Origin of the sequence: Bellilinea sp. (genome assembly GCF_034432615.1) — a bacterium.
Classification (GTDB): Bacteria; Chloroflexota; Anaerolineae; order Anaerolineales; family Anaerolineaceae; genus Bellilinea.
In genome coordinates this window covers 1-21,890 of sequence record NZ_DAOUBL010000197.1, presented here as the reverse complement: position 1 = coordinate 21,890, position 21,890 = coordinate 1, and the positions used below count along the sequence as shown (strand labels likewise).

24 protein-coding genes are annotated in these 21,890 nt (G+C 49.2%); 14 read left to right on the top strand and 10 right to left on the bottom strand.

Annotated elements, in window-relative coordinates; translation table 11 throughout:
• Positions 1–112 precede the first annotated feature (112 nt).
• Positions 113–1,093: a GNAT family N-acetyltransferase gene (locus VAE48_RS09030; RefSeq protein ID WP_322792997.1), complete on the top strand. Its 981-nt coding sequence runs from the start codon at positions 113–115 to the stop codon at positions 1,091–1,093.
• A 9-nt stretch (positions 1,094–1,102) separates the two neighbouring features.
• Positions 1,103–1,480, top strand: coding sequence for a phage holin family protein (locus VAE48_RS09025; RefSeq protein WP_322792996.1), 378 nt, complete (start codon positions 1,103–1,105; stop codon positions 1,478–1,480).
• 77 nt (positions 1,481–1,557) lie between these two features.
• Here VAE48_RS09025 and VAE48_RS09020 read toward each other — a convergent pair whose 3' ends face one another.
• A complete protein-coding gene (locus tag VAE48_RS09020) occupies positions 1,558–5,031 on the bottom strand; it encodes a glycosyltransferase family 39 protein (RefSeq protein WP_322792995.1) in 3,474 nt (1,157 codons plus the stop codon).
• Between the two features lie 162 nt (positions 5,032–5,193).
• On the opposite strand from VAE48_RS09020, the gene VAE48_RS09015 reads away from it, so the two are divergent.
• From VAE48_RS09015 to VAE48_RS09005, 3 genes are read left to right on the top strand one after another with little or no spacing between them, the layout of a single operon-like run.
• On the top strand, positions 5,194–6,384 hold the full coding sequence (locus VAE48_RS09015; protein ID WP_322792994.1) for an MFS transporter: 1,191 nt from the start codon (positions 5,194–5,196) through the stop codon (positions 6,382–6,384).
• Positions 6,359–6,943, top strand: coding sequence for a protein-tyrosine phosphatase family protein (locus tag VAE48_RS09010; protein ID WP_322792993.1), 585 nt, complete (start codon positions 6,359–6,361; stop codon positions 6,941–6,943). Before VAE48_RS09015 ends, VAE48_RS09010 begins: the two co-directional genes overlap by 26 nt.
• A 17-nt stretch (positions 6,944–6,960) precedes the next feature.
• Positions 6,961–7,398, top strand: coding sequence for a GNAT family N-acetyltransferase (locus VAE48_RS09005; protein WP_322792992.1), 438 nt, complete (start codon positions 6,961–6,963; stop codon positions 7,396–7,398).
• On the opposite strand, the gene VAE48_RS09000 is transcribed toward VAE48_RS09005, so the two are convergent.
• Both VAE48_RS09000 and VAE48_RS08995 read right to left on the bottom strand, forming a co-directional pair.
• Positions 7,388–7,780: a hypothetical protein gene (locus VAE48_RS09000; protein ID WP_322792991.1), complete on the bottom strand. Its 393-nt coding sequence runs from the start codon at positions 7,778–7,780 to the stop codon at positions 7,388–7,390. The genes VAE48_RS09005 and VAE48_RS09000 overlap by 11 nt on opposite strands.
• A gap of 101 nt (positions 7,781–7,881) precedes the next feature.
• Positions 7,882–9,195, bottom strand: a complete 1,314-nt coding sequence (locus tag VAE48_RS08995; RefSeq protein WP_322792990.1) for an MFS transporter — start codon at positions 9,193–9,195, stop codon at positions 7,882–7,884.
• A 145-nt stretch (positions 9,196–9,340) separates the two neighbouring features.
• Between VAE48_RS08995 and VAE48_RS08990 the strand changes: the two genes are divergently transcribed.
• Together VAE48_RS08990 and ppcA are read left to right on the top strand one after the other, a co-directional pair.
• The gene (locus VAE48_RS08990) at positions 9,341–10,066 is read left to right on the top strand and encodes an SGNH/GDSL hydrolase family protein (protein ID WP_322792989.1); all 726 of its coding nucleotides are present in this window, start codon (positions 9,341–9,343) and stop codon (positions 10,064–10,066) included.
• 82 nt (positions 10,067–10,148) lie between these two features.
• On the top strand, positions 10,149–11,609 hold the full coding sequence (gene ppcA / locus VAE48_RS08985; protein ID WP_322792988.1) for a phosphoenolpyruvate carboxylase: 1,461 nt from the start codon (positions 10,149–10,151) through the stop codon (positions 11,607–11,609).
• A gap of 75 nt (positions 11,610–11,684) precedes the next feature.
• Here ppcA and VAE48_RS08980 read toward each other — a convergent pair whose 3' ends face one another.
• The 5 genes from VAE48_RS08980 to VAE48_RS08960 are packed head-to-tail and all read right to left on the bottom strand — an operon-like array spanning position 11,685 to position 15,296.
• Positions 11,685–12,182, bottom strand: coding sequence for a DsrE/DsrF/DrsH-like family protein (locus tag VAE48_RS08980; RefSeq protein WP_322792987.1), 498 nt, complete (start codon positions 12,180–12,182; stop codon positions 11,685–11,687).
• Positions 12,183–12,214: 32 nt separating this feature from the next.
• Positions 12,215–12,532: a TusE/DsrC/DsvC family sulfur relay protein gene (locus VAE48_RS08975; RefSeq protein ID WP_322792986.1), complete on the bottom strand. Its 318-nt coding sequence runs from the start codon at positions 12,530–12,532 to the stop codon at positions 12,215–12,217.
• A gap of 57 nt (positions 12,533–12,589) precedes the next feature.
• Positions 12,590–13,294, bottom strand: coding sequence for a DUF1641 domain-containing protein (locus VAE48_RS08970; protein ID WP_322792985.1), 705 nt, complete (start codon positions 13,292–13,294; stop codon positions 12,590–12,592).
• Between the two features lie 8 nt (positions 13,295–13,302).
• Positions 13,303–14,535: an FAD/NAD(P)-binding oxidoreductase gene (locus tag VAE48_RS08965; protein ID WP_322792984.1), complete on the bottom strand. Its 1,233-nt coding sequence runs from the start codon at positions 14,533–14,535 to the stop codon at positions 13,303–13,305.
• Positions 14,536–14,549: 14 nt separating this feature from the next.
• Complete coding sequence (locus tag VAE48_RS08960) at positions 14,550–15,296, bottom strand: PocR ligand-binding domain-containing protein (protein WP_322792983.1); 747 nt, start codon at positions 15,294–15,296, stop codon at positions 14,550–14,552.
• Positions 15,297–15,507: 211 nt separating this feature from the next.
• On the opposite strand from VAE48_RS08960, the gene VAE48_RS08955 reads away from it, so the two are divergent.
• A complete protein-coding gene (locus VAE48_RS08955; RefSeq protein ID WP_322792982.1) occupies positions 15,508–15,921 on the top strand; it encodes a PPOX class F420-dependent oxidoreductase in 414 nt (137 codons plus the stop codon).
• A gap of 3 nt (positions 15,922–15,924) precedes the next feature.
• On the opposite strand, the gene VAE48_RS08950 is transcribed toward VAE48_RS08955, so the two are convergent.
• Both VAE48_RS08950 and VAE48_RS08945 read right to left on the bottom strand, forming a co-directional pair.
• Positions 15,925–16,299: a LapA family protein gene (locus VAE48_RS08950; protein ID WP_322792981.1), complete on the bottom strand. Its 375-nt coding sequence runs from the start codon at positions 16,297–16,299 to the stop codon at positions 15,925–15,927.
• A 26-nt stretch (positions 16,300–16,325) separates the two neighbouring features.
• The gene (locus VAE48_RS08945; protein ID WP_322792980.1) at positions 16,326–17,183 is read right to left on the bottom strand and encodes a DegV family protein; all 858 of its coding nucleotides are present in this window, start codon (positions 17,181–17,183) and stop codon (positions 16,326–16,328) included.
• A gap of 507 nt (positions 17,184–17,690) precedes the next feature.
• Between VAE48_RS08945 and VAE48_RS08940 the strand changes: the two genes are divergently transcribed.
• The 6 genes from VAE48_RS08940 (at position 17,691) to VAE48_RS08915 (ending at position 21,707) form a co-directional block, all read left to right on the top strand.
• Positions 17,691–18,176 carry a hypothetical protein gene (locus VAE48_RS08940; protein WP_322792979.1) on the top strand — a complete coding sequence of 162 codons (486 nt, stop codon included), beginning with the start codon at positions 17,691–17,693 and terminating at the stop codon, positions 18,174–18,176.
• 21 nt (positions 18,177–18,197) lie between these two features.
• Complete coding sequence (locus VAE48_RS08935) at positions 18,198–18,773, top strand: GNAT family protein (protein WP_322792978.1); 576 nt, start codon at positions 18,198–18,200, stop codon at positions 18,771–18,773.
• A gap of 4 nt (positions 18,774–18,777) precedes the next feature.
• Positions 18,778–19,335: a GNAT family protein gene (locus VAE48_RS08930; protein ID WP_322792977.1), complete on the top strand. Its 558-nt coding sequence runs from the start codon at positions 18,778–18,780 to the stop codon at positions 19,333–19,335.
• A 12-nt stretch (positions 19,336–19,347) separates the two neighbouring features.
• Entirely contained in the window at positions 19,348–20,352 is a 1,005-nt protein-coding gene (locus VAE48_RS08925; RefSeq protein WP_322792976.1) for a GNAT family N-acetyltransferase, read from the top strand.
• A gap of 97 nt (positions 20,353–20,449) precedes the next feature.
• Entirely contained in the window at positions 20,450–21,070 is a 621-nt protein-coding gene (locus VAE48_RS08920; RefSeq protein ID WP_322792975.1) for an HAD family phosphatase, read from the top strand.
• A 19-nt stretch (positions 21,071–21,089) separates the two neighbouring features.
• Complete coding sequence (locus VAE48_RS08915; RefSeq protein ID WP_322792974.1) at positions 21,090–21,707, top strand: metallophosphoesterase family protein; 618 nt, start codon at positions 21,090–21,092, stop codon at positions 21,705–21,707.
• The last annotated feature ends 183 nt before the right edge of the window (positions 21,708–21,890 follow it).

Genomic DNA, 21,890 nt, shown 5'->3' with positions numbered 1-21,890 from the left:
TACCGCGTTGGTTTATTTGATTGTAATCTGAAAACGGAGATGATTGTGTTGTAGAGACAAGAAATTTTTAAGCAGGTGCAGAAGGGAGCGGGTTTTCAAGTACGAGCAAGCGGTGTACAATTTTGTTATGGAAGTTGCCTTGCCTTCTTCCCGTCAACATATACGCCCGCTGCGCAGCCGTAAGGATATTCTGGCAGTGGCCGATTTGATTGAAATTTGTTTTGCCGATCATATGGATTTTGACGGGCGGGAGTATATCCGTTATCTTCGCCGCTTTGCTGTACCCGATGAGGGTTTGACCGGCAAACTTTTGGAACCTTTTCAGGTACCGGTGCGTGGCCTGGTTTGGGAGGAAGATGGTCAAATTATCGGCAATCTGAGTCTGATTTCTTTCAACCGGCAGGGAAAACGATACACACTGATTGCCAATGTGGCCACTCACCCGGCCTACCGACGCCGCGGCATTGCACGTTTATTGACTGAAAATGCTCTCCAGCAAATCCGTGAGCGCGGAGAGCCTGAAGCCTGGCTGCATGTGCGTGAGGATAACCCGGCTGCCATTCATCTTTACCAGTCTTTGGGATTTGAAGAACAATGCCGGCGCACCAGCTGGTTATGGGAACCGCACTACGGTTTCCTGCCCAAGGTTAGCAACGATAAGATTCGCGTTATGCCCCGGCAGGCGAGTGATTGGCCTTTGCAAAGCCGCTGGCTGGATGAGATATATCCGCCGGAGATTAGCTGGAATCTTTCACTGGATAAAAACCGCCTGAAACCCAATTTCTGGAAGGACTTATGGCACTGGCTGAACGGCGGGGAAGCTTTACATCTTTCTGCATACCGGAATGACTTGCTGGCAGGGGTGATTTCATGGCAGCCTACCTCAGCGTATGCCGACATTCTCTGGCTGGCTGCTGACTGCCAGCACGAAGAAGAAATCATTGCCGTGCTGCTGCCGGCAGCCGGGCGGCGGTTACGCAACGGACGGCCTTTAGCCGTTAATTATCCGGCTCAGCGGGCAACCGAAGGTTTCCGACGGGCTGGATTTCAACCGCATGTTACACTTATCTGGATGCGAATCCAATTCTCATAGGAGGAGAAAATGAAAAAACTATTGATTCGACTGGCAATCAATGCCGTGGCTTTGTATGCTGCTGTGGCGTTATTGAAAGATTCCTATATTTTCCCCAACGATCCGGATAACTGGCTGAGCTTCATCTGGCTGGCATTGATTTTTGGGGTGGTCAATGCCGTGCTCAGACCAATTTTGATGGTCATGAGCTGTCCTTTGATCATTTTGACGCTCGGATTGGGTACCCTGCTGATCAATACCTTGATGTTCGTGCTGGCAGGATGGATCGGTACACAATTTGGCGTCGGTTTTGAGGTCAATGGCTTCTGGGGTGCCTTTTTCGGTGCGCTCATTACCAGTGTGGTCAGTTTTGTGCTGAGTCAGTTATTCAAGGATGAGTTGAAATAGGGCAACACCAACAAACAAAAGAACGCCCGTCCTGTGAACGGCAGACGGGCGTCTTTTTTTTACATAGCATCTAAATGTTATGGCAGGGTAAAGCGCAGCAGGACGCGATTGACCGCGTCACTGACCCAGACATGTCCGCCTGGGTCAACCGCGATTCCGGCAGCCAGCCCAAAGCCATCCACGCCGGGGCTGTAATCTCCCCAAGTACGCACAAATTGTCCTTCTTCGGTGAACTGGATGACGCGGTATCCTTCCGGGTCGGTGACGAAGACATTGCCGCGGTTATCCACTGCAATATAGGGTTTGTTATCCAGTGATTGACCGAACCAGCCATAAATTTCCCACTGGCGCAGGAAGAAGGTCTTTCCGCTTTGCGGGTCAATTTGAAAGACCTGTACCCTTTGATTCCAGGTATCGGTCACAAACAGTTGATCCTGTGAGTTAATGGCAATGCCAACCTGTTCATCAAACTGACCCGGATCAATACCGGGGCTGCCAAATTCATCCAGGTAGTTGCCATTTTGATCAAAGATGACAATGCGTTTATTGCCGGTGTCGGTTACAAACAGTCTGCCTTTAGAATCGAAAGCCAGATCGCGCGGTCCCCAGAAGGCTTCCGGAGCTACACCCTGCCCGAAAAATCCCCACATGGTCACAAATTGCCCATCGGCGGTGAATTTTTGGATGCGGTGGTTCCAGGTGTCTGCAACAAACACCGAGCCATCCGGAGCAACTGCAATTCCCCAGGGTTCATAAAATGTGCCGCCCGGCGCACTGCCTTCGGCAAGATTGGCAAAGGAACCCCAGCGGTGAATCAACTGTCCGTCGGCGGAAATATGCAAAATCTGATGCAAGCCGGTATCGGCGACGTACAGCGTGCCATCTGGTGCAACCGCAATCTTGCGTGGAGCGCCGAACTGGATCTGGCTGCCGGGTTGACCGATGACCTGATCGGGCAGCAATTCGACTGTGCCGTTGATATACGGATCGGTTTGCTGGGGTGTAGAGGCGGTAGGGGCTGCCCCGTAGTTCCAGATTTGGGCAAGAATGTCGTTGCGGATGTACATCTTCAGCTTTTGTGAGGGCTGCCAGGTTTCCACGGTCAAATTGGGGTTATTGGTTAAACTGGCGTATTCGCTATAATCGCAGTCGCGCCAGATTTTGTAAATGGCAGAGCGCATTGCCGGATCGCGCAGCGCATTCCAGATTCGATCCCAGGTCAGGTTGTAGTAATCCTGCATGGGCCACCACAGGCGTTGATATTCGAAACTTTGGAAAGAACCACGGGTGATTGAATCTAACCGCGACCAGTTCTTTTCTCCGGCAATGATGATTGGCGATTCGCGCAAGTCGCGGGTGACATTATCGGTAAAGTAACGTTTATTGGGATAATCACGGAAGTACCACCAATAGGGGTAAAGTGCATCATTGTCGTAGGCGACGTTAATGTTTTTACCGCTGGTAGTGCGCCGGGATATTTCTTCTACCTGTTCCAGAATATCTTTGGGTCCGCGTGCCGCGTGAGCATAGACCAGAAATTCTTTGGCGTTGTCATAGTTGATGTAGTTGGCGGTGAAAGCGGTGCGGGCGGTCATAATGGCCAGATAAACCGACAGCCCTGCAACAAACAGACGCAGAATCGCCGAAGGCTGCCAGTCCTGTAAAAATCGCAGGATACCCCAAACGGATAAACAAAACGCCAGCGCAGAGAAAATGAAAGCCGATGTGGATTGCAACTGATCGAGTGTGTTGCCCTGGAAAGGCGGCTGAGGGCCGAGCAGTGTACCCAGCAAACCGCCCAGACTGGTTAAGGCTACCGGAACGAGAATCACTGCAAGCCAGGCATAATTTTCCTTGAGCTTTTGCCATGGGGTGGTTTCCACCAGATAACCAAAACCCCAGGCTGCCGAAATTAAAAAGGGAACGGCGATGTGAACGGTCAGCCAGGGCATTTTTTCACCGGCGATCGAGTAAGCTACCAGCGCGGTAAACGACCAGAAAAGGAACAATGCCAGGGTTGGCAGTGGTCTTTCCTGATTAAAAACGGGGGAGGAGAGTTCTTCTTCTGTTGGGGTCTGTTCAAGCACAATCGGAGAAGTCTCAGTTTCCCTCTCTATGGTTGGGAGAGCGGGATTGTTATTGGGAGGATTTTTTCTGTCTACACTCAATCGGTCACCGGCGAAGGATGAGAAACGGTTGTATTTTGTGCCGAAATAAACCGCCAACAGGCTGCCGAATAATGCCAGAAATTCGTAAATGGGCATTTGAATCAGCGCATAGTAATAAAAGGGCTGTTCGCCGCGATGTACGCCCTGTTGTTCCAGCCAGTAGCCCAGAGAACCGATGATGCCGGTAAAAAATCCAAAGCCATTCGTGAATAGAGTGGTGTAAAAAACGGTGAAGATACCATAGAAAATGGCGAAATTCACCAACCAGAGCCTTGGCTTCCACAGAAGACCGAGTGCAACTGATATTGCGCTCATCAAAACCAGAAAGATGCCGGTGCGAATAAGGCTTTCGGGTGAATAATCAATCGGATTCCAGTTCTGACGCAGCAGTGAGCCAATGATTTTGACCGGAAAGGCCGTCAACAGGGGCAGAATCAACGAACCGGTCAACATCAGCAGGTCAAAAGAACGGTCTTGTTTCAAGGCGTTCCAGCCGATATTTTGCAATAAAATTACGGTAGCAAAAATACCCAACACCAGAGCAACAATGACCCCGCCCAGTTCGACCAATTGAATGGGGGTAAATGCCTGTCCCAGAGCCTGTTGAACTGCGGCGGAGTCTTTATTGACAATGGCATTCCAGCCGGCCAGGATAACGACAAAGACCAGCAGAATCAATGCGGCTGAAAGCAAGGTCATAAATAATTGGCGGGCGCGCTGGTTTTCCCAGCGAGCCTTGCCAATATGTTCCATGAACAGGAATGCCAGAAAGATCAACAGTTGGGCAGTGTAAATATAGGCGGTTTCTTTGGTGGCAAATTGGAGCGCAGTGACAGCGGTGAGCAGGTAGAGCATGTTCCGCTCGCCCTTTTCCAGATAGCGCAGCACGGCAAAGAGGGTCAACACGGCATACAATGCAACAAAGGCTTCGTTGCGAGTATAACGACCATAGAAAAGCAGGTAGGGAGAAATCAGAAAAAGGTATCCGCCGATCAGGGAGCCAATTTTTCCTAGATAACGCCGAAATCCAAATGTGACAAACAAAACGGTTGCCACACTGAAAAGGGCTGCGGGCATCCGGGAGGTAAAATCATTTGCCCCAAAAAGGAAATAGGAAAGGGCAACCAGATGAAATTGAAACGGGCCATGCGTCACTGGATCATGGCGGTAGCCCTTACCAATCGAAAGATCATAGGAAGGCACAACATGGTTGACCTCATCATGACTCATCACCCGTTCGCCGAGAATGTAAAAACGGCTGAACAAAGTCAAGCCGATTAAAATGGCGATCAAAATAAAATATGGGGTGATTTGAGGGAGATCGTGAAAGACCGGGCGATCCAGCCAGCTTATTGAAGAGGATGATTCGCGATTGTTTTCCATAATGGTTAGCGATGATTAAACGGATATTTTTTGTAATTCTTGCGATGTTGACTATACTTTAAGTTTGGTTTTCTGACAAGTGCGTAAAGTTTGGTTGACGGATTGGTTTCTCGATTCTATACTCAATTCAGCATTTGAATCCACCCCCTCATGAGGAAGATCATGACCAAATTCAGCCGCTATGCAATGTTTGCTCTGTTGTATTTTGCACAAGGTGCAATCCTCAGCTACTTTACGGCACTCAATTCCCTGTATTTACTCAGTTTTGATTTGACCATGAGCCAGATTGGTATTGTTGGCGCAATTGGACTCATCCCATTCGTCTTAAAGATTTTTTTGGGTATGTTAAGTGACCGGGTTAATTTTGCCGGTTGGGGACACCGCAAGCCGTATATTGTCCTTGGGCTCATTGTGCAAAGTGTCTGTTTGCTGGCTGTACCGCAAATCCATCCCGGTAGTCAGTATGGGTTATACGCTCTTCTGGCGTTTGTGTTAATGCTGGGTATGGCTCTGTATGATACCTGCACCGATGGGTATGCGCTGGACACTACCCCCGAACAGGAACAGGGCACCATTCAGGGTTTTATGGTTGGCGGCCGGGCGCTGGGGGTGGTTGCCATTTCAGCCGTGCTGGGGCTGCTGGTTGAAGGCTGGGGTTGGTCAGCCGCTTTTTACAGCCTGGCTGTTCTTTCTCTTCTACCGCTGCCGCTGGTGTTGCAGATTCGCGAGCTGCCGCGAAAACCGGAACAACAATTCAGCTGGTCTGCTTTTAAGGCCTTTACCCAAATGCCGGTCATCTCTCTGGCGATTTTGGGAGCATTGTATTCGCTGATCATCAATGGAGCCAATCAGCTGGTTAATCCATTTTTGCAAAACCGCTTTGGAATCACTTATGCGGCGGCCGGCTTTGTGACCACGGTGTGGGGGATTGGGGTGGTGCTGGGTTCGCTGGCTGGCGGGCGGTTGACCGACAAATGGGGGCAGCGCCAATCGGTGATTCGGGCGATGTTTCTTTCACTGGGGGCAATTTTTTTGCTGGCATTTACCAGTGCCGCCTGGATGGTCTGGCCGCTGGTAATCTTGTTTGGTTTGGCCTATGGTTTTTATGAAACTGTCTATTTTGCCATTTCCATGAATAAAACCGATCCGCGCATTGCGGCTTCAATGTTTTCCATCCTCATGGCGGTGGCAAACGTTGGGACCGGCGTCGGTCTGGCGATGAGCGGCAGTCTGGTGGACTCGCTGGGATTTGCGGCAACATTCCTTATTCTGGCGGGCTTGAATTTGCTGGCTTTACCACTCGTCGGCTTGATTTTTGGAAGACGTCGTGCCGTGCCAGCGCCTGTTCAATGAAATGGAGGATGCAATGATGGAGTATGACGATAGGAATTTTCAAGCGCAGCTTCCCTTTCCAGATAGTTACTGGGTAATTCCTGGTCGGTTGCTGGCGGGGGAATATCCCGGCGCAGCCGAAGAACATGCAGCCCGGAAAAAACTGGTCAGCTTACTGCATTGCGGCATCAACGCCATCCTTAACCTCACTGAGGAGGATGAACTGGTGGATTACGATGCCTGGTTGAAGGACGAGGCTGCCGATTTTGGTTTGGAAGTTGAAGTTAAACGGATGCCGATTCGTGATTTTTCGACGCCTTCGGTCGTTGAAATGATGGCAATTTTGAATCAGATTGATGAATGGCTCAATGCGGGCAAAACGGTTTTTGTGCATTGTTATGGCGGTATTGGACGGACGGGAATTGTGGTGGGGTGTTATCTGGTTCGAAAGGGGATGCCGCCCCGCCAGGCTTTGCAGCGGATTGCGGAACTTCGCCGCGGCACGCCAGATGGTTGGCGGCGCTCGCCGGAGACTGATCAACAGGTGGCGTTTTTGCTGAACTGGCGGAATGGACAGTAGGACGGGGGTCGGGCAAAATGAAATTTGAGATTGTCCCTTTTGAAATGAAGGATTACAAAGAAATATATGAATTGTGGCAATCCTGCGAAGGGATTGGTCTCAGCGAAGCGGATTCGCCCGAACAGATTCAAAGATATCTTGAGCGTAATCCGGGTTGCAGCTTTGTGGCTCAAAAGGATGGAAAAATTGTGGGCGCTGTTCTGGGGGGCCATGATGGACGGCGGGGTTATTTACATCATCTTGCCGTGCATCCTTCGGCCCGGAAAATGGGGATTGGTTCTGCCCTGACAGAAGCCGTATTGCGGGAATTGCACCGTCAGGGCATCGAACGGGTGCATATTTTTGTGTACGCTGACAATAAGGAAGGAATTGCTTTTTGGGAACGAACAGGTTGGCGGCTGCGGAGCAATCTGGTGCTGATGTCCATTGACCTTCAAAACCGCTTCACCGACTGAGCGAGTTAAAGAGTTGCTGTAAGGGTTTGTCAATCACACTCAGCAAGCAAATACAGGAAAAACAGAAGAGTAACACAAATATCAATACACCACCCAACAGGGAACGACGTAAGGTTTTCCAGCGGCGAAAACCGGTTGTTTTCCATTGAGGAAGAGAATCCCAGCCAATCTCGGTTTCAAAAGGAGAGATTTCATACTCAAGGTGGTGGAATTCAGCATCATGGCTGTTTTGTTGATCTGTATCGGTTGAGGCTTGCGAGGTTGGGAGAGTGACAGGTGCAGTGCGGATAAAAATTCCGCAGTATTCACAAGTCACTCCGTTGGATGATTGAGGTTCGGGTAATGGCGCTCCACATGCCGGACAATGGGGTTTTGGGGTCATTGATAAGATTTTCCTTATTATTCTGGTAACCTAATCATAATAGAAGTTGGAGTGGGGAAGAACGAACAGCCATGGTTGAAAACCTTCCTCGTTTATCGGTTTTAAATCACATCCGGTAATACTTCTTCCACATCTCTTACGGACTTAAAGAAGTAACCGCCGATTCCAACCATCATCACACAAATTCCACAAAGGAAGAAAAGGAAACCCATCCCTGTACCTGCTCCTTTACCGAAGATATCGGTTAAATAGACCATCCAATGATACGGGTTGCGGAAGATGGGTTCAAAAACAAAATCGGCCAGAGTGCCTGCAATAATCGGTGATATGGGTGTGGTTAACCATGCAATCAAACGACGTGCAGAAAAGACCCTGCCTTGCAGGTCTGGGTGAACTTTGGATTGCCAGATTGCCTGATTGGAACTGTTAATCAACGGTCCGAACACGTTGATGAAAATGGCTGCACCGACCCATATGCTCAGCGTATTGCTCAACCCCATGATCATCATTCCTATTCCTAAAGCAAGCCACCCAAGCAACACTCCGTGAACACGTTTTTTGAAACCTCCCCAGATACTCATGATGATCCCCCCTGCAACGCTGCCAGCAGCAAACATGGACTGCACCGTACCAAAGATTAATGAGTTTTGGTTGGTCTTTGCAAGAATCATGGGGGCAAGCAATGTGTATCCAATCCCACTAAAAAGATTAGCGGCAAGAAAGATCAATTGGAGACCTAATAAACTGGGCCTTTTGAAAATGTATTCGAAGCCGAAGAGGGCTTCTTTGAAGAAAGACCCCTGGCTGCGTTTGCCTTCATCACTTTGAGCGGGCCTTGGGATGAAGACATAAGAAAGGGCAAGAATTGCAAGTAAAAAGGTGGTAATGTCAAGGATAAGAATGCCTTGAATACCGATCAGGGGAAGTAAAGCACCCGCTGCTATCGGGGCTAAGACCCCAGGTCCGGCCTCCATCAGGGACATCAGTCCGTTTACTCTTCCCAATTGTTCTTTTGGCACCATCACACTAATGGCAGCCGAGTAGGCAGGCCACTGGAATGTATCGCCAATTCCATTCAAAGCAGCTGCCACGTACAAATGCCAGAACTCCAGATTGCCCGTAAGAAATAGAAACAGAATGAAGATTGTGCCCATCCCGGCCGATATATCACTGATCATCATCATCAACTTTCGGCTGTAACGATCTACCATTACACCAGCAAGAGGGGACATCAATAAGAAGGGAGTAATGTAAAAAACCTGCATTAATCCCATCGCCGTGGCGCTTTCGGTTTTTTGATAAAGCCAGATGGAAAAAGCAAAACCGGTCATGCCGGACGTGAGGATGGAAATAATCTGGGTAATCCAGATGATAAAAAATGCTCTCAAACCGGTGGGGCGTGTGGATGGATTCATAATTATGGTTCCTTGAAAAAAACGGGTCTCGGTTGAGCCAGATTATTACCGGCGGGCTTGATGAGTGCCACCAAAAAGCAGGTTAGTTATTGAAAAGGTTTCACATTGCTTTGTTTGAAAATTGCGGAGTGATTAAAATCAATTCATGAATTTTAACCGGTATTGGACGGGGTTGTGCGTTTTCTTTGTATTTCTTATTGCTGCCTGTGTGCCAAAGCTGGATGTTTTCATGCAGGCGCCGGGCAGCACAAAACAATCCGCGTTGAGGTACCTTGCCCTGGGTGACTCGTATACAATTGGGGAGGGGGTCAAAAACGAGGATTCCTTTCCCTATCAACTTGTAAAGGCTCTTGAAGAGGATGGTTTTTCGTTCAATCAGCCGCAGGTCATTGCCCGAACGGGCTGGACAACAGACGAGTTGATTCGCGCCATTGAAAAAGACCAGCCCCAGGGGACTTATGGTTTGGTTACCTTACTGATTGGCGTAAATAATCAGTTTCGCGGTTACTCGATGGAGATTTACCGGAGTGAATTCAGGGAATTGCTCAACCGTTCCATCCAGTACGCAGACAATCAGGCAGGTTGTGTTGTGGTTCTTTCGATACCGGATTGGGGAGTTACGCCCTTTGCGCGCACAATAGGTGTTGAGCGAGGGCAGGTTTCTTCGCAAATTGACCGATTTAATGACATTAATCGCAAAGAAGCTGAACTTGCCGGTGTAAGATACGTGGACGTAACCGGTATTTCCCGAACAGCGGCGGACGATTCATCATTGATTGCGGGAGATGGATTGCATCCTTCTTCAGCCATGTATCGGGCCTGGGTTGAACAAATCCTGCCGGAGGCGAAAGCCTGTTTCAATCAGAATTAAGAAAAAATGAATGTGACCGAACCTTGACCTCAATGATTGGTTTGGATATGATTTGCTAATATTTACACAAAGAGGTAGGTCAATGGTCCACATCCCGCGCTGCATGAGCACTCAGCACCCCGATAATGTTCAGGTTCCCTTCTTTTCAGACAACGCCGAGTTGCAGGGAGAGGACGAGGTTCAGGAAGCCTATTATGTCTTCTCCCACCTGGGTTGTGATGAACAGATGTGGGATTACGAAGGCAAGGAAGTTGATAACTTCGTCATCAAGAAACTGCTGACCACTTATGAGTCGTATTTCCGCCACAATCAAATTGGCAGGGATGTTTTCATTACACCGCGCATTCCCAACCCGGCGGTTGAACGCAGCGAAGCGAAAATTTTACTGGAAACACTGGGCAGTATTCCGCGTTCCTATGATGCGGCAGAGATTTTTCAGGCCGGACATCCGGCGCCGATTTTTGAAGTCATCCTGCCGATGACCGTTTCGGCGGAAGATATCAACCGGATTTATGTCTACTACGAACATTTTGTGGCCGGACGCAACAATACCAAATTACCGGGAACAGACTTCACCATTGGAGAATGGCTGGGGCAGTTTCGTCCGGAGCGCATTCATGTCATCCCCTTGTTTGAGGCTGTGGAACATATGCTGTCTGCAGCCGAAGTGATGGAAGAGTATCTGCGGGATAAGCCTTTGGAGTATCACCGCGTGTTTCTGGCAAGGTCAGACCCGGCGATGAACTCAGGGCTGGTCAGCACGGTGCTGGCAAACAAAATTGCCCTGCAACGGCTGGATCAATTAGAAAAAAGGCTTGGCAAACCGCTTTATCCCATTCTTGGGGTCGGCTCAGCGCCTTTTCGCGGTCATCTCAAACCTTCAACGGTGGAACAGGTGGTGCAGGAATACCCCTCGGTGCAAACTTTTACGATTCAGTCGGCGTTCAAATACGATTATCCTGCATTGCAAGTCGGTCAGGCAATCCGCCGCCTGCACGAGCTGCCACGCAGAGCGGCTCAAGCCGTGGACGAGAAACGCTGTTTTGATATCATGGAGAAGTACACCCAGGCCTATCGGGAAGCAGTCATGGAACTGGCCGGGGTGATTAACAACGTAGCCGCTTACGTGCCCCGTCGGCGCAAACGCAAATTACACATTGGTTTGTTCGGTTATTCCCGCAATGTCAACGGTGTTTCACTGCCACGTGCCATCTCGTTCACTGCGGCATTATATACCATTGGTTTACCGCCGGAACTGTTGGGCCTGAATTCCTTGAGCAACGAAGATCTGGCCTTTCTTCGACAAACATACATTAACTTTGAGGCGGACCTGCAGGCAGCCCTGCGCTATGCAGACCTGGACAACCCGTTTCTTTCGCCTGGGTTACGCCGGGCAATTGAACACCTTGGCATTAAGGCTGAGGTTAATCAAGAGCACCTCGAAATCAGCCGCCGGGTTGTGGAGGCTGTACGCAATAACCGCTTTCACCGGCTTGACGAATGGATATTGCAGGCGGCTAATCTCCGCCAGTTTTTAGGGTGAGATGAAAGAATCAAGTGAAAAGGCTTCCCTGTTGAATAGCGGGGAAGCCTTTTGGTATTCCAAAGGGTGTGGCGACTAGATGAAAATGATCTGAGCGCCTTCGGTCATATCAATGAAATCGCCGGCGGTGACGATATCGATGACACCTTCCACAAAATCATCTTTGGTTAGACCCATCATGTCAACCGACATTTTGCAGGCGTACAACTTGGCCCCCGCGTCCACCAGCATTTGCAGGTATTCACGCACAGGCGGAACTTCCAAAGCCTTCATTTTGTCTTTCATCAATTTAGTAGCGAAGGCGGTCATACCCGGTAGTACACCGACAATGTTGGGAATGCCAAGATTTCCGGGTACGCCCATCATGCTCATCTTCATGCTGGTGTTGGCAACCGGGGCAATTTCCAAATGATCTACGCGGTGTTTGTTGATGATGTCCAAACCCCAGAAGGTGAAGAAAATCGTTACGTCAATTCCATTGCCAAGAGCTGCCCAGCCCATCACCAGTGCAGGCAGAGCCATATCCAAAGTGCCTTTGGAGCAGATAAAAGCCATATGTCGTTCGTCGGACATCGCAATTTCTCCTTGTTATTTATTAGGGGGTGTTACACACAGCCTTCAGGTTTGCCTAAGCCAGCGATACGGGCAACTTTCTTGGCCGGGCCTTTGGGGAAGAGGGTGAATAGTTCTTTGGTTGAAACGCCCGTACCCACCGTAATTTGCCGCAGGGTGGGGGCTTTGCCGCTTGCACCAGCGGACTGCCGGCAGAAGTTGATAATCTTCCAGTGATCAGCAGTCAGCTCCGGGATGCCTTCTTCTCTGGCAATTTCAGCAGCAATTTCTTCCGTCCACTCGTTGGGATTGGTCATGAAGCCTTCTTCATTGACTTCGACCGTTTTTCCAGCAATTGTCTTTGCAACCATGGTCTTTTTTTCCTCCATCTTGATAGTTAGTTTGTAATGAGCCTTCAGGCTCAGGGCTTATGATTTGGCTGGGACAGGTTGTCCGTTTGCGCCTTGCACGCCAATGGCGCGTAAAACCCGCAGGGTGAGCGCCAGCCCGCGCCGAACATCGGGATCCTGCATCTGGCGCAGAATGCTCACCAGCGAAGTGTTGACCGGTTTGGATACTTCTTCCTCTGCCAGCAGTAAGGTGTTTCGAACGAAAGAGAGGATCTCCGGTTGAGTCATATCTTTGACAGTGTTGAGGATGAGAACAATGTTGTCACCCAGCCGGTTGACATCTTCTTCCGTGAAAGAAGTGACTACATTGTCAACCAGCCGCGTGCCGCCACGCGCAAAGGCGAAGTAACCTTTGTTGTCCAATTCTTCCATGAGAGTGGTCAGTTTAGTGATCATCTCGCGGCTGATGGGGCCGATAGTTTCCAGCAGGTCGCTCAGGCTGTCCAGCTGATCCAGCAGCATTTCCAGCTGAGGCACATGCCGGAGAAGTTTTTTGCTCAGCCGCAGAAGGTCTTCCATGCGGATTTCCTCCTGAACTTCCTCCAGCTCGCGAGTTACAATGTCCATGGCTTCGCGGGCAATGGGCATGGCAGTGTCCACCAAATCGCTGCGGGCTTCGCGTTCCTGTTCGGCAATGCGTGCCTGTTCGGTCAGGTAGGCTACCTGCGCACTGAGGGCGTCCAGTTTTTGATTAAGCGTCAAGAGATCGGTTTCCAATGTCATGATCCCTCCTATACCATCCGCTTGCCGCTCATGCTCATTTCAGAAGGCAGGGGTACTTCCATACCTTTGAGCAAGAGATGCCAGTACATCCAGCGGAACATTAATTTGCCCCAGTGGTTGAACTCCGACTCTTCTAACAGGGTCAAGGGGCCGATGCCCGGCAGGGGATAACGACCCGGGAGAGGTTCCTGATCATAATTAAAGTCAATCATCAGACCTTTACCAAAGCCGGTTTCGATGAAGCAATTGGCATGGCCGTCAAAATAGGGCTTCAATTCATGCCCTTCAACATAGCGGAGGAAGTTTTCGGTGAATAAATCAATGGCGAAGTGAGCGGTGGCACCGGCTTTGGAGGCAGGCGCGTCGGAGGCATCTCCCAGTACGAAGATGTTATCGTAGGCCCTGGCGCGCAAGGTGTGCTGATCCACCGGCACGTAGTTCAGTTCGTTGCCCAAACCCGAACGGGCGATAAATTCAGCGCCCTTGTTAAGAGGGACGGTTACCAGTAAGTCATATTCAATTTCGCGTTCATCGTAGGAAACGATTTTCTTTGCATCCGGCTCGACCCGTTCGATCATGAAATCGGCCTCTACATGGATGTTTTTACGTTCCAGCAATTCACCCAGCAGCCGGGAAGCTACCGGTTTGGTGAATGCACCCGGCAGAGGGGTGGCGTAAATGATTTCGACCCGGTCGCGCTTGCCGTGTTTATGAAAATGCCAGTCGGCCAGCATGATGAATTCCAGTGGCGCAACCGGACATTTTATGGGATTTTCAACCACATTGACAACCAGCCGGCCGCCTTCCCAGCCATGAAGCATTTGGTTGAGTGCCACGCTGGTTTGCAGGGTGTAAAAAGAGTGGATGGATTTTCCCCATTCGTGTTCAGCCATGCCGGGGGTTTCTTCGGGGTGAATATCCGTACCGGTGGCGATAATCAGGTAATCATAAGAAAGGGTTTGTTTGTTGGCAAGGTGGACAATCCGCTGGACAGGGTCAACTTCTTCGACCGCAGATTGGATGAGAGTCAGTGGCGCAGAAATATAATCCCGTTTGGGTTTGATAACATCCTTTTTGGTGTACATTCCAAAAGGAATAAACAGAAAACCGGGTTGGTAATAGTGGATCGGATCCGGGTCTACCAGCGTAATTTGCCATTCGTCCAAATCCATCACTCGTTTGAAACGATTGGCAACAATCGTTCCGGCGGTACCCGCACCTAAAATGACCAGTTTTTTCATGGATTTTTACTCCTTCAGGATATTTGAGTGAGATTAGCGATTTGCTGTAATCTTTCAATAAATGAGGTTCGTTCGCGCAAAATGCCTTCCACTGCACGGGCGGCTACAGCAGGCCACGAATTGACCCGTGTGCGCATCTCGGCGGGGATGAGCGGAATGTCTTTGAAGGCGTTTTGAAGGGCTTGTAAAGGGATCTCAAATTGCCTTGATAGTTCAACAAGCCTTTGTTGCGCCTGGGCGCTTTCGACTGGTTGTTGTAAACAACCACCGGAAATGAACCATCCGACCAGTTTTGAATTTTCCACTACCGGGTGTACCCAATAATTGAGGCCGGCATGGCAGGTAAGTTGATTTTTACCTTCGGCTGCCTGCCGGGCAAATTCCCGCCAGTTTGTCAGGCAGGCTGCTCTTCCTCTCTCGCTTTTCCAAAGCAGCCTGCAAAAATCGCATGGATTGCTGATTTCGGTTTGAGGAGCGCCCTCCAGGTCAAGGATGACGGCGCTTAAACCGCTGACTTCGGCAAAAAGGTCTTGTACAGGTTGAACACAGTGAGCAGGAAAAGCGGCCGTTAATTCCGCTGCGGCGTTTGTTTCAAAGGAGGTGCCGCTGGTTAAGAGGCGATCCACGTTGGCGCGTGGAAAACGCCACTGCTGACCAATTTTGACCCCTTTCAGTCTGCCATCCTGCAACATGCGGTAGATGGTGATGCGGTCAACCTTGAGTAAATCCTGTACCTGCCGGGTAGTGAGTAATTCGTCCATAATTTGATATAAAAAGTTATAACAACCTGTATCACCCTTATCATATCCTGTTGATGTGGAAGCGCAAAGTGATGATTGTCATGACAAATGTCATATCGTTCCATTCTTCACAATCTGGTGTGTCTAATCTTTGAAAAGTGCTTTAATTGATTTCGGCCTTCATCAGGGTTAAGATTAGGAGAGAAAAAAAGAGCACGTCAGGAGGTTAGCAATGAATGATCGGCGACTTGAATGGTTGGAACGCGGTCAGTTTATCAACCTGACCACATTTCGTAAAAATGGTCAGGCGGTTGCCACACCGGTTTGGTTTGTGTGGCACGAAGAACGCGTGTATGTGTTCACCCAGGAGCAATCCGGGAAAGCAAAGCGCATTCGCGCCAACGGGAGGGCAATAATTGCACCCAGTGATGTAAGGGGGAATCCGTTGGGGGAATTTGTGCCTGCGCGCGGGCGGGTGTTGCGCGACGAGGAAAAAATCAAGCAGGTCAATCGCCTGTTTGACGGAAAATATGGTATTCAACGAAAATTAATCGGTTTAATGTCCCGCTTTAGGGGTGGTCGTCAACAGGAAACCCCCTTTTTCCTTGAGTTTGAACTGATGACGGTAAAAGAAACTACCGGCTGAGATCTATCCGGAAGAATCTTGTGGTTGGGGCGGGGTAGGGCTGGAGGAGTTCTGTTCGGCAGGTGGAGTTAACTGTAATGCCTGAAGGCGTTGTTCGGCACTGGTCAGTTTTTGTTTAAGCTCCTCAATTTCTTTTTCCAGCAAAGCAATTTTCTTGTTGCGGGCGGCCAGCTGCCAGCGAGTCTTAATCGAGCCGGGTAAGATGGTAAGAAGACCGATGATTACGCCGACAAAGGCGGCCAGCAGCAATACCAAAGCCAAAGATTGGTTGAACTGCCAGACAAAAAAACTAACACTGACGGCGGCGGTGTTCTGCAAGGCGAAAATGACTGCGATTACCGCAATGACTAATGCCAGAATAAGTAATAAAGTGATCATTGCCGAATCCTCCTGTGAAAATTGACCTATTCTTCTTGACAGACAAATGCCATACCCACTGCACCGGGGCCGATGTGAGCGCCAATTACCGGACTGATGGTTGAAAACCACGTTTGTTGAATGCGGTTACCCAGGCGTTGTTTTACCAAATTAAGTAATGTTTCTGCCAGCTCAGGGATGTCCGCATACAGGCTGGCCGCAATGATCTTTTTGCAGCCGGCTGCTCGTTTTTCCATTAACTCCACCAACCGTTGCATGGCGCGGCTCATCGTGCGCACCTTTTCACAGGCTTCAATGACCCCATCTCTGGTTTCAAGGATGGGGTGAATTTTCAACGCTGTACCCAGCAGCGCGGCAGCTCCGCCGATGCGGCCACCGCGATGCAAAAATTCCAGTGTAGCTGGGATGAAATAAGTGTGGCTGGCATCGCGAATCTTCCCGGCAATTCGTTCGCATTCGGCTAAGGTTGCGCCTTGGGCAGCGGCTCTGGCAGCCCCCAACACCTGAAAGGCCATTGCGGCTGCTCCGCTGAGCGAATCGAATACGCGAATTTTATCCGCTGCTAATTCGCGGGCAGCCTGTATGGCGGCTGCTACGGTGCCGGAAACCTTGCTGGAAATGTGAATGCTGAGAATGTCATAACCTTTTTCCAGCCATCGGCGGTAAACGTTTAAGAAGGTGTGTAGTGGAATTTGAGAGGTGCGCGGCATTTCGGAAGCGTGTTGCAAGCGACGAAAGAATTCTTCTGGCTGCAAATCCAGACCATCTGCATAGGAACGCCCTTCCCACGTCAAATAGAGGGGAATTACCTCAATGGGTAAGGAGTCAATTTGAAAAGCGGGCAAATAAGCGCTGCTGTCGGTGATGATGATGACGTTTCCCATTCGTTACCTGTTTCAAGTGTAAGTGTTGAAAAAATTGTAGCACGGCTCATCTGATAATTCAATTTGGAATGTTTGCAAAGATTAATTTACCCTTAAAAGCCTTGACAATTTTGAAAAGGCCATGATAGGATTTGGTAATAATTATCCTAGAGAAAGGACGCACGCGAGATGGTAAAAATCTTCACTGTTTATACCCTCAGCAGCCTGCTCGCCGCCAGCGGTGGAGTTGCTCTTGTACCTTCTCGGAGTGCGCCTGTTGCCCGGTAATTTGAACGAACCGTAAAACGCCGACAGCCACGGGAGCACGCCGATCCCGTGGCTGTTTTCTTGTTTTGAAACTGGATTGCTTCCATGCCACGGGAAAGGAAAAACCCCGTGGCTTTTTTGTACGTATTAAAAGGAGGTGTTGCCATGTTGAATAAATCAATTCACTCCAGACAAAAATTATCGAAGGTGAAGCCTTCCTTTGGAAAGAATAACCATTTTCAACAACCAATGGAGTCTACCGTGTTTGAAGTTTTTATGCGTAACGGCGCTTACCGTATGGATTATTTGAATAGTGAAATGTTCGGAACATCTCAATCTCTGGCGATGTATGTGTCCGGCAGTTTGTCGGTTGGTCATCCTTACAGCCGGGCTGCAAAACGGTGCCTGTTAACCGGCTTGATGATGATCCGTGAGATGAATCAACTGGCCAGTTTGGTTGCGGTTTACATGGATACCGCCGAATCGGATAGTTCCAATCGTCCGGCACTGGCGCAGCTACGACAGGATGGGGCAACCGGTGTCTTCAGGCGTTTGCTAATTGTATGCGAAGAAAGGGTTGAGAAGATCCATCTGATGGGGCAGGACTGGCAAAAATCATTTGGAGATTTATCGGACTGTGAAATTTTGGTCGCTGATTTCGAAAGGGTTTGGTTGATCAAACGAGCCAAAGCCTCTTTTCTCGGCCTGAGCGGGATTGAATCCGACCCTGTTGTGATTTTGGAATAAAAAATTTTCAGGAGAATTATTATGTTTAACACCCAATTGTTTGAAGCACAATCTTTATTGCTGGACGCTTACGATCCAGAAAAAGATGCTGTCATTGAAGCCGGTTTTACCCGCCGTTGGGATTATGGGTGGGGCTCACAACTGGACGCTGCAATCCATCCGCTTTCGTCTTTTCAGGTTAAAAAGAAACGTGAAGAACAACTGAAGCGGAGCGCAGAAAGCCGCGATTCATTCCTCTTTGCTGTTCGTCTGCGTGAAGATGCAAGATTCATCGGCGTTTTGGAACTGCCGTGGGTCTCATGGTCGAATCGGCTGGCATGGTTGAAGGTATTGATTGGGGAAGAAGATCTGGAAACCATGTATTTGGCAGAAGCGCTAACCATGGGGTTGCGTTATGCCTTTGAGGAACTGGATATGGCGCTGGTTGCCAGCAGTACCGGAGAGTTTCAGCCGCAGGTTTTGCACACTCTGCTGAATGCTGGGATGAAACCGTATGTACGTCAGCGCCAGATGGTTTATTTTAAGGCTCAATACTGGGATCGAATCATTGTGGGAATATCCCAGGCGGAATGGAACACCCACTACCGGGAGGAGTAAAAAGATGAACGGAGACTCATTAACTGGAAACCTGGTTAGGTTGGTTGCAATAGATCTTGATGAAGATGCCCGATTGCTTTCAGAATGGGATCGTGATAGCGAATTTCAGCGTTTGTTGAACTCAGAAAGCGCATCCCGCTACAATCCCAAGCAAGTGAGGGAGTTTTTTGAAAAAGAAATCGACTCAATGCATTTTTATATGATTCAAAGACTGGAAGATAACCGCAAAATTGGGTTAATTGACCTGAACGGTATTGATTGGGTGAGTAGAAATGCATGGGTTGGTATTGGTATCGGCGAACGGGAATTCTGGGGTAAGGGTTATGGAACGGATGCCATGAAGGTGCTCCTGCGTTATGCCTTTACAATCCTGAATCTGCAGCGAGTAACCCTGAACGTATTTGACTTCAACCAGCGTGGTTACGCCTCTTATAAGAAATCTGGTTTCAAGGAAGAAGGCCGATTGCCGGGTGCGTTATTGAAGGCTGGTAAGCGTTGCGATTTGATTTTCATGGGCATCTTACGATCTGAGTGGGAAGAGCTTCAAAACCAAACACAATAAGAGGAGTTAGTAATGAAGGAATTGTTTGCAATTCAGAGCCGTTCTTTTGAACAGCAGTATCTTTCTGAAGCAGTTGATTTGTTAAATGCGGCAGAAGCAGCAATAAACGGAAAACCTTTCACAAATGAAGATGAATTGAAAAGCGAGTTGAATTCTCCAAACTTTAACCCGCAAACCGATGTGCGTCTGTTTTTTAACGATGAGGATCGGCTGGTTGGTTATGCTGAATTTTGGGATCGCGGTCAACCACATGTCCGCTTATTTGGCTTTGGGGCAGTCCACCCGCATTTTTGGGGCAGAGGCATTGGAACGATGATTCTGGAATGGTTTGAGCGGCGCGCGCAGGATAGCCTGCCGCTGGCTCCAGCCGATGCCCAGGTTGTGATCCATAGCAGTGTTCACAAGCAGAATGAACGGGCGAAACGGCTGCTTGAGAAGCGTGGCTATACTCATGTACGGACATTTTACCGAATGAGAATTGACTTTGAGCAGCCGCCGATGAAACCCAACCTGCCTCAGGGAATTCAGCTGCGCCCCATTCAAAATGAGGCCGACCTTCGGTTGGGAATCTTTGCGGATCATGACTCCTTCAAGGATCACTGGGGATTTGTTCAGGAAGGTCAGAACTTTGAGTCGTTCTTTGAACGGATGGCTTATTACCTGAGAAATGATCCTTATGTAGATTTAAGTCGAAGTATTCTGGCAATGGATGGAGATGAGGTTGCCGGGGTTTGTTTCAACTCGATTGGAACTGTTCAGGATGCAAAGCAAGGTTGGGTGAATATTTTAGGTGTCCGGCGACCATGGCGCAAACGCGGAATTGGACTGGCGTTACTGCTTACTTCTTTTAACACCTTCCACTCGCTCGGCCTGACCTCAGCAGGTTTGGGGGTGGATAGTGCCAATTTAACCGGTGCGCTTCGCATTTACGAGCAGGCTGGAATGCAGGTTGAAGAAGAATTTCATACCTATGAACGAGAATTGCGTGCCGGACGGGCTTTATTCAATCGAGGATAGAGGTTAGAGGTTATCGTTTGGCTGCCGGTTGAGATTAGAGTAAAACATCGCCGGCAGCCAGCTGCTTTCGTGGTATACTCTTGCGGTTGAAAGAATTATGGTAGTTCCAGTGATGATTCGAGCAGTAATTTTTGATATGGGTGGGGTTTTGCTGCGAACCGAAGATACCGCTCCCCGTGAGAAACTGGCACAACAACTGGGTATCAGTCGGCAAGCGCTGGAAGAGGCTGTTTTTCTCAGCCCTTCTTCTAAACTGGCGGAAGTTGGGGAAATCAGCGAATCAGAACACTGGCAAAGGGTGCTGGATCAATTCGGCGTTGCTGAGCAGGAAAGGCTGGCTTTTCGCGAGGCTTTCTGGTCAGGCGACCGGGTAGATCACACATTGGTGAATTGGCTGCGCAGTCTGCGTCCAGCATATAAAACAGGTTTGTTAAGCAATGCCTGGGACGAAGCCCGAACATCCATTCAGGCCCGGTTTAATTTTCTGGATGTTTTTGATGTCAGTTTGTTTTCTGCTGAAGTGGGGTTGCGCAAACCCGACGAGCGATTTTATCGGTTGATTCTCGATCGCTTGCAAGTTGAGCCGCAGGAAGCTGTATTCGTGGATGATTTCCCAGCCAACATTGAAGCTGCCAGACAATTGGGCATGCAGGCGGTTCATTTTCGCAGCCCGCAGCAAGCACTTAACGACGTGAGGAGTTTACTGAATCATCGGTGAGGTCAGGTTTTTTGATTTGATGAGAAGGGCAGATCATTCGCTGGATAAAAATTCGAAAATCATTGCCGGGGTAATTGCTGACACGCATGTGCCAGACCGAATTGATGCCCTGCATCCAGATTTAGAGGAAGTGTTACGCTCAGCGCAGGTGGATGTGATATTACACGCTGGCGATATTTCCAATCCGGCAGTACTGCAGCAGTTGGAGCGAATTGCCCCGGTTATTGCTGTGCGCGGTAATCGGGATTGGGCCTTTCGCAAGACTTTACCGTGGTCACAAACGATTGTGTTGGGTGGGGTTCGCATTCTTCTCACCCATGGACAGGGGGATTTGGGGAATTATCTGGTGGATAAAGTGTGGTATCTTCTGGATGGCTATCGTGCAGAACGTTATTTGCATTTGATTGAACGCAATCTGGAAGACGAACGGGTTGCCATTTTTGGACACACCCACCGCGCCCTTGTTCTTGAAAGGAATGGACGGCTTTTCTTTAACCCCGGGTCTGCATCTTTTGCAGTAGAAAGAGATGGACAACCTTCGATTGGCTTGTTGACCATTGAGGATGGGAGTGTTCAAGGCAGGATTGTGGCGTTGCCGAAGATTAAGATTCGAGGACGAAAGTGGAGAATATTTTAAGATTGAGATTTTGTAAAATTTATTAACATTTGGTTTTTTGTGTTATAATAACAATTTGCGTATTAAGATAGAATGCCTTAAAAGGGTCTGGAAACATTGTTTGGTTTCTTGCAAACGGTGATATCCTGTCCGTAATTTCAGTCAGGAGAAAAAAATGCCTTCTGTTCTCAAAACCAAATCTTA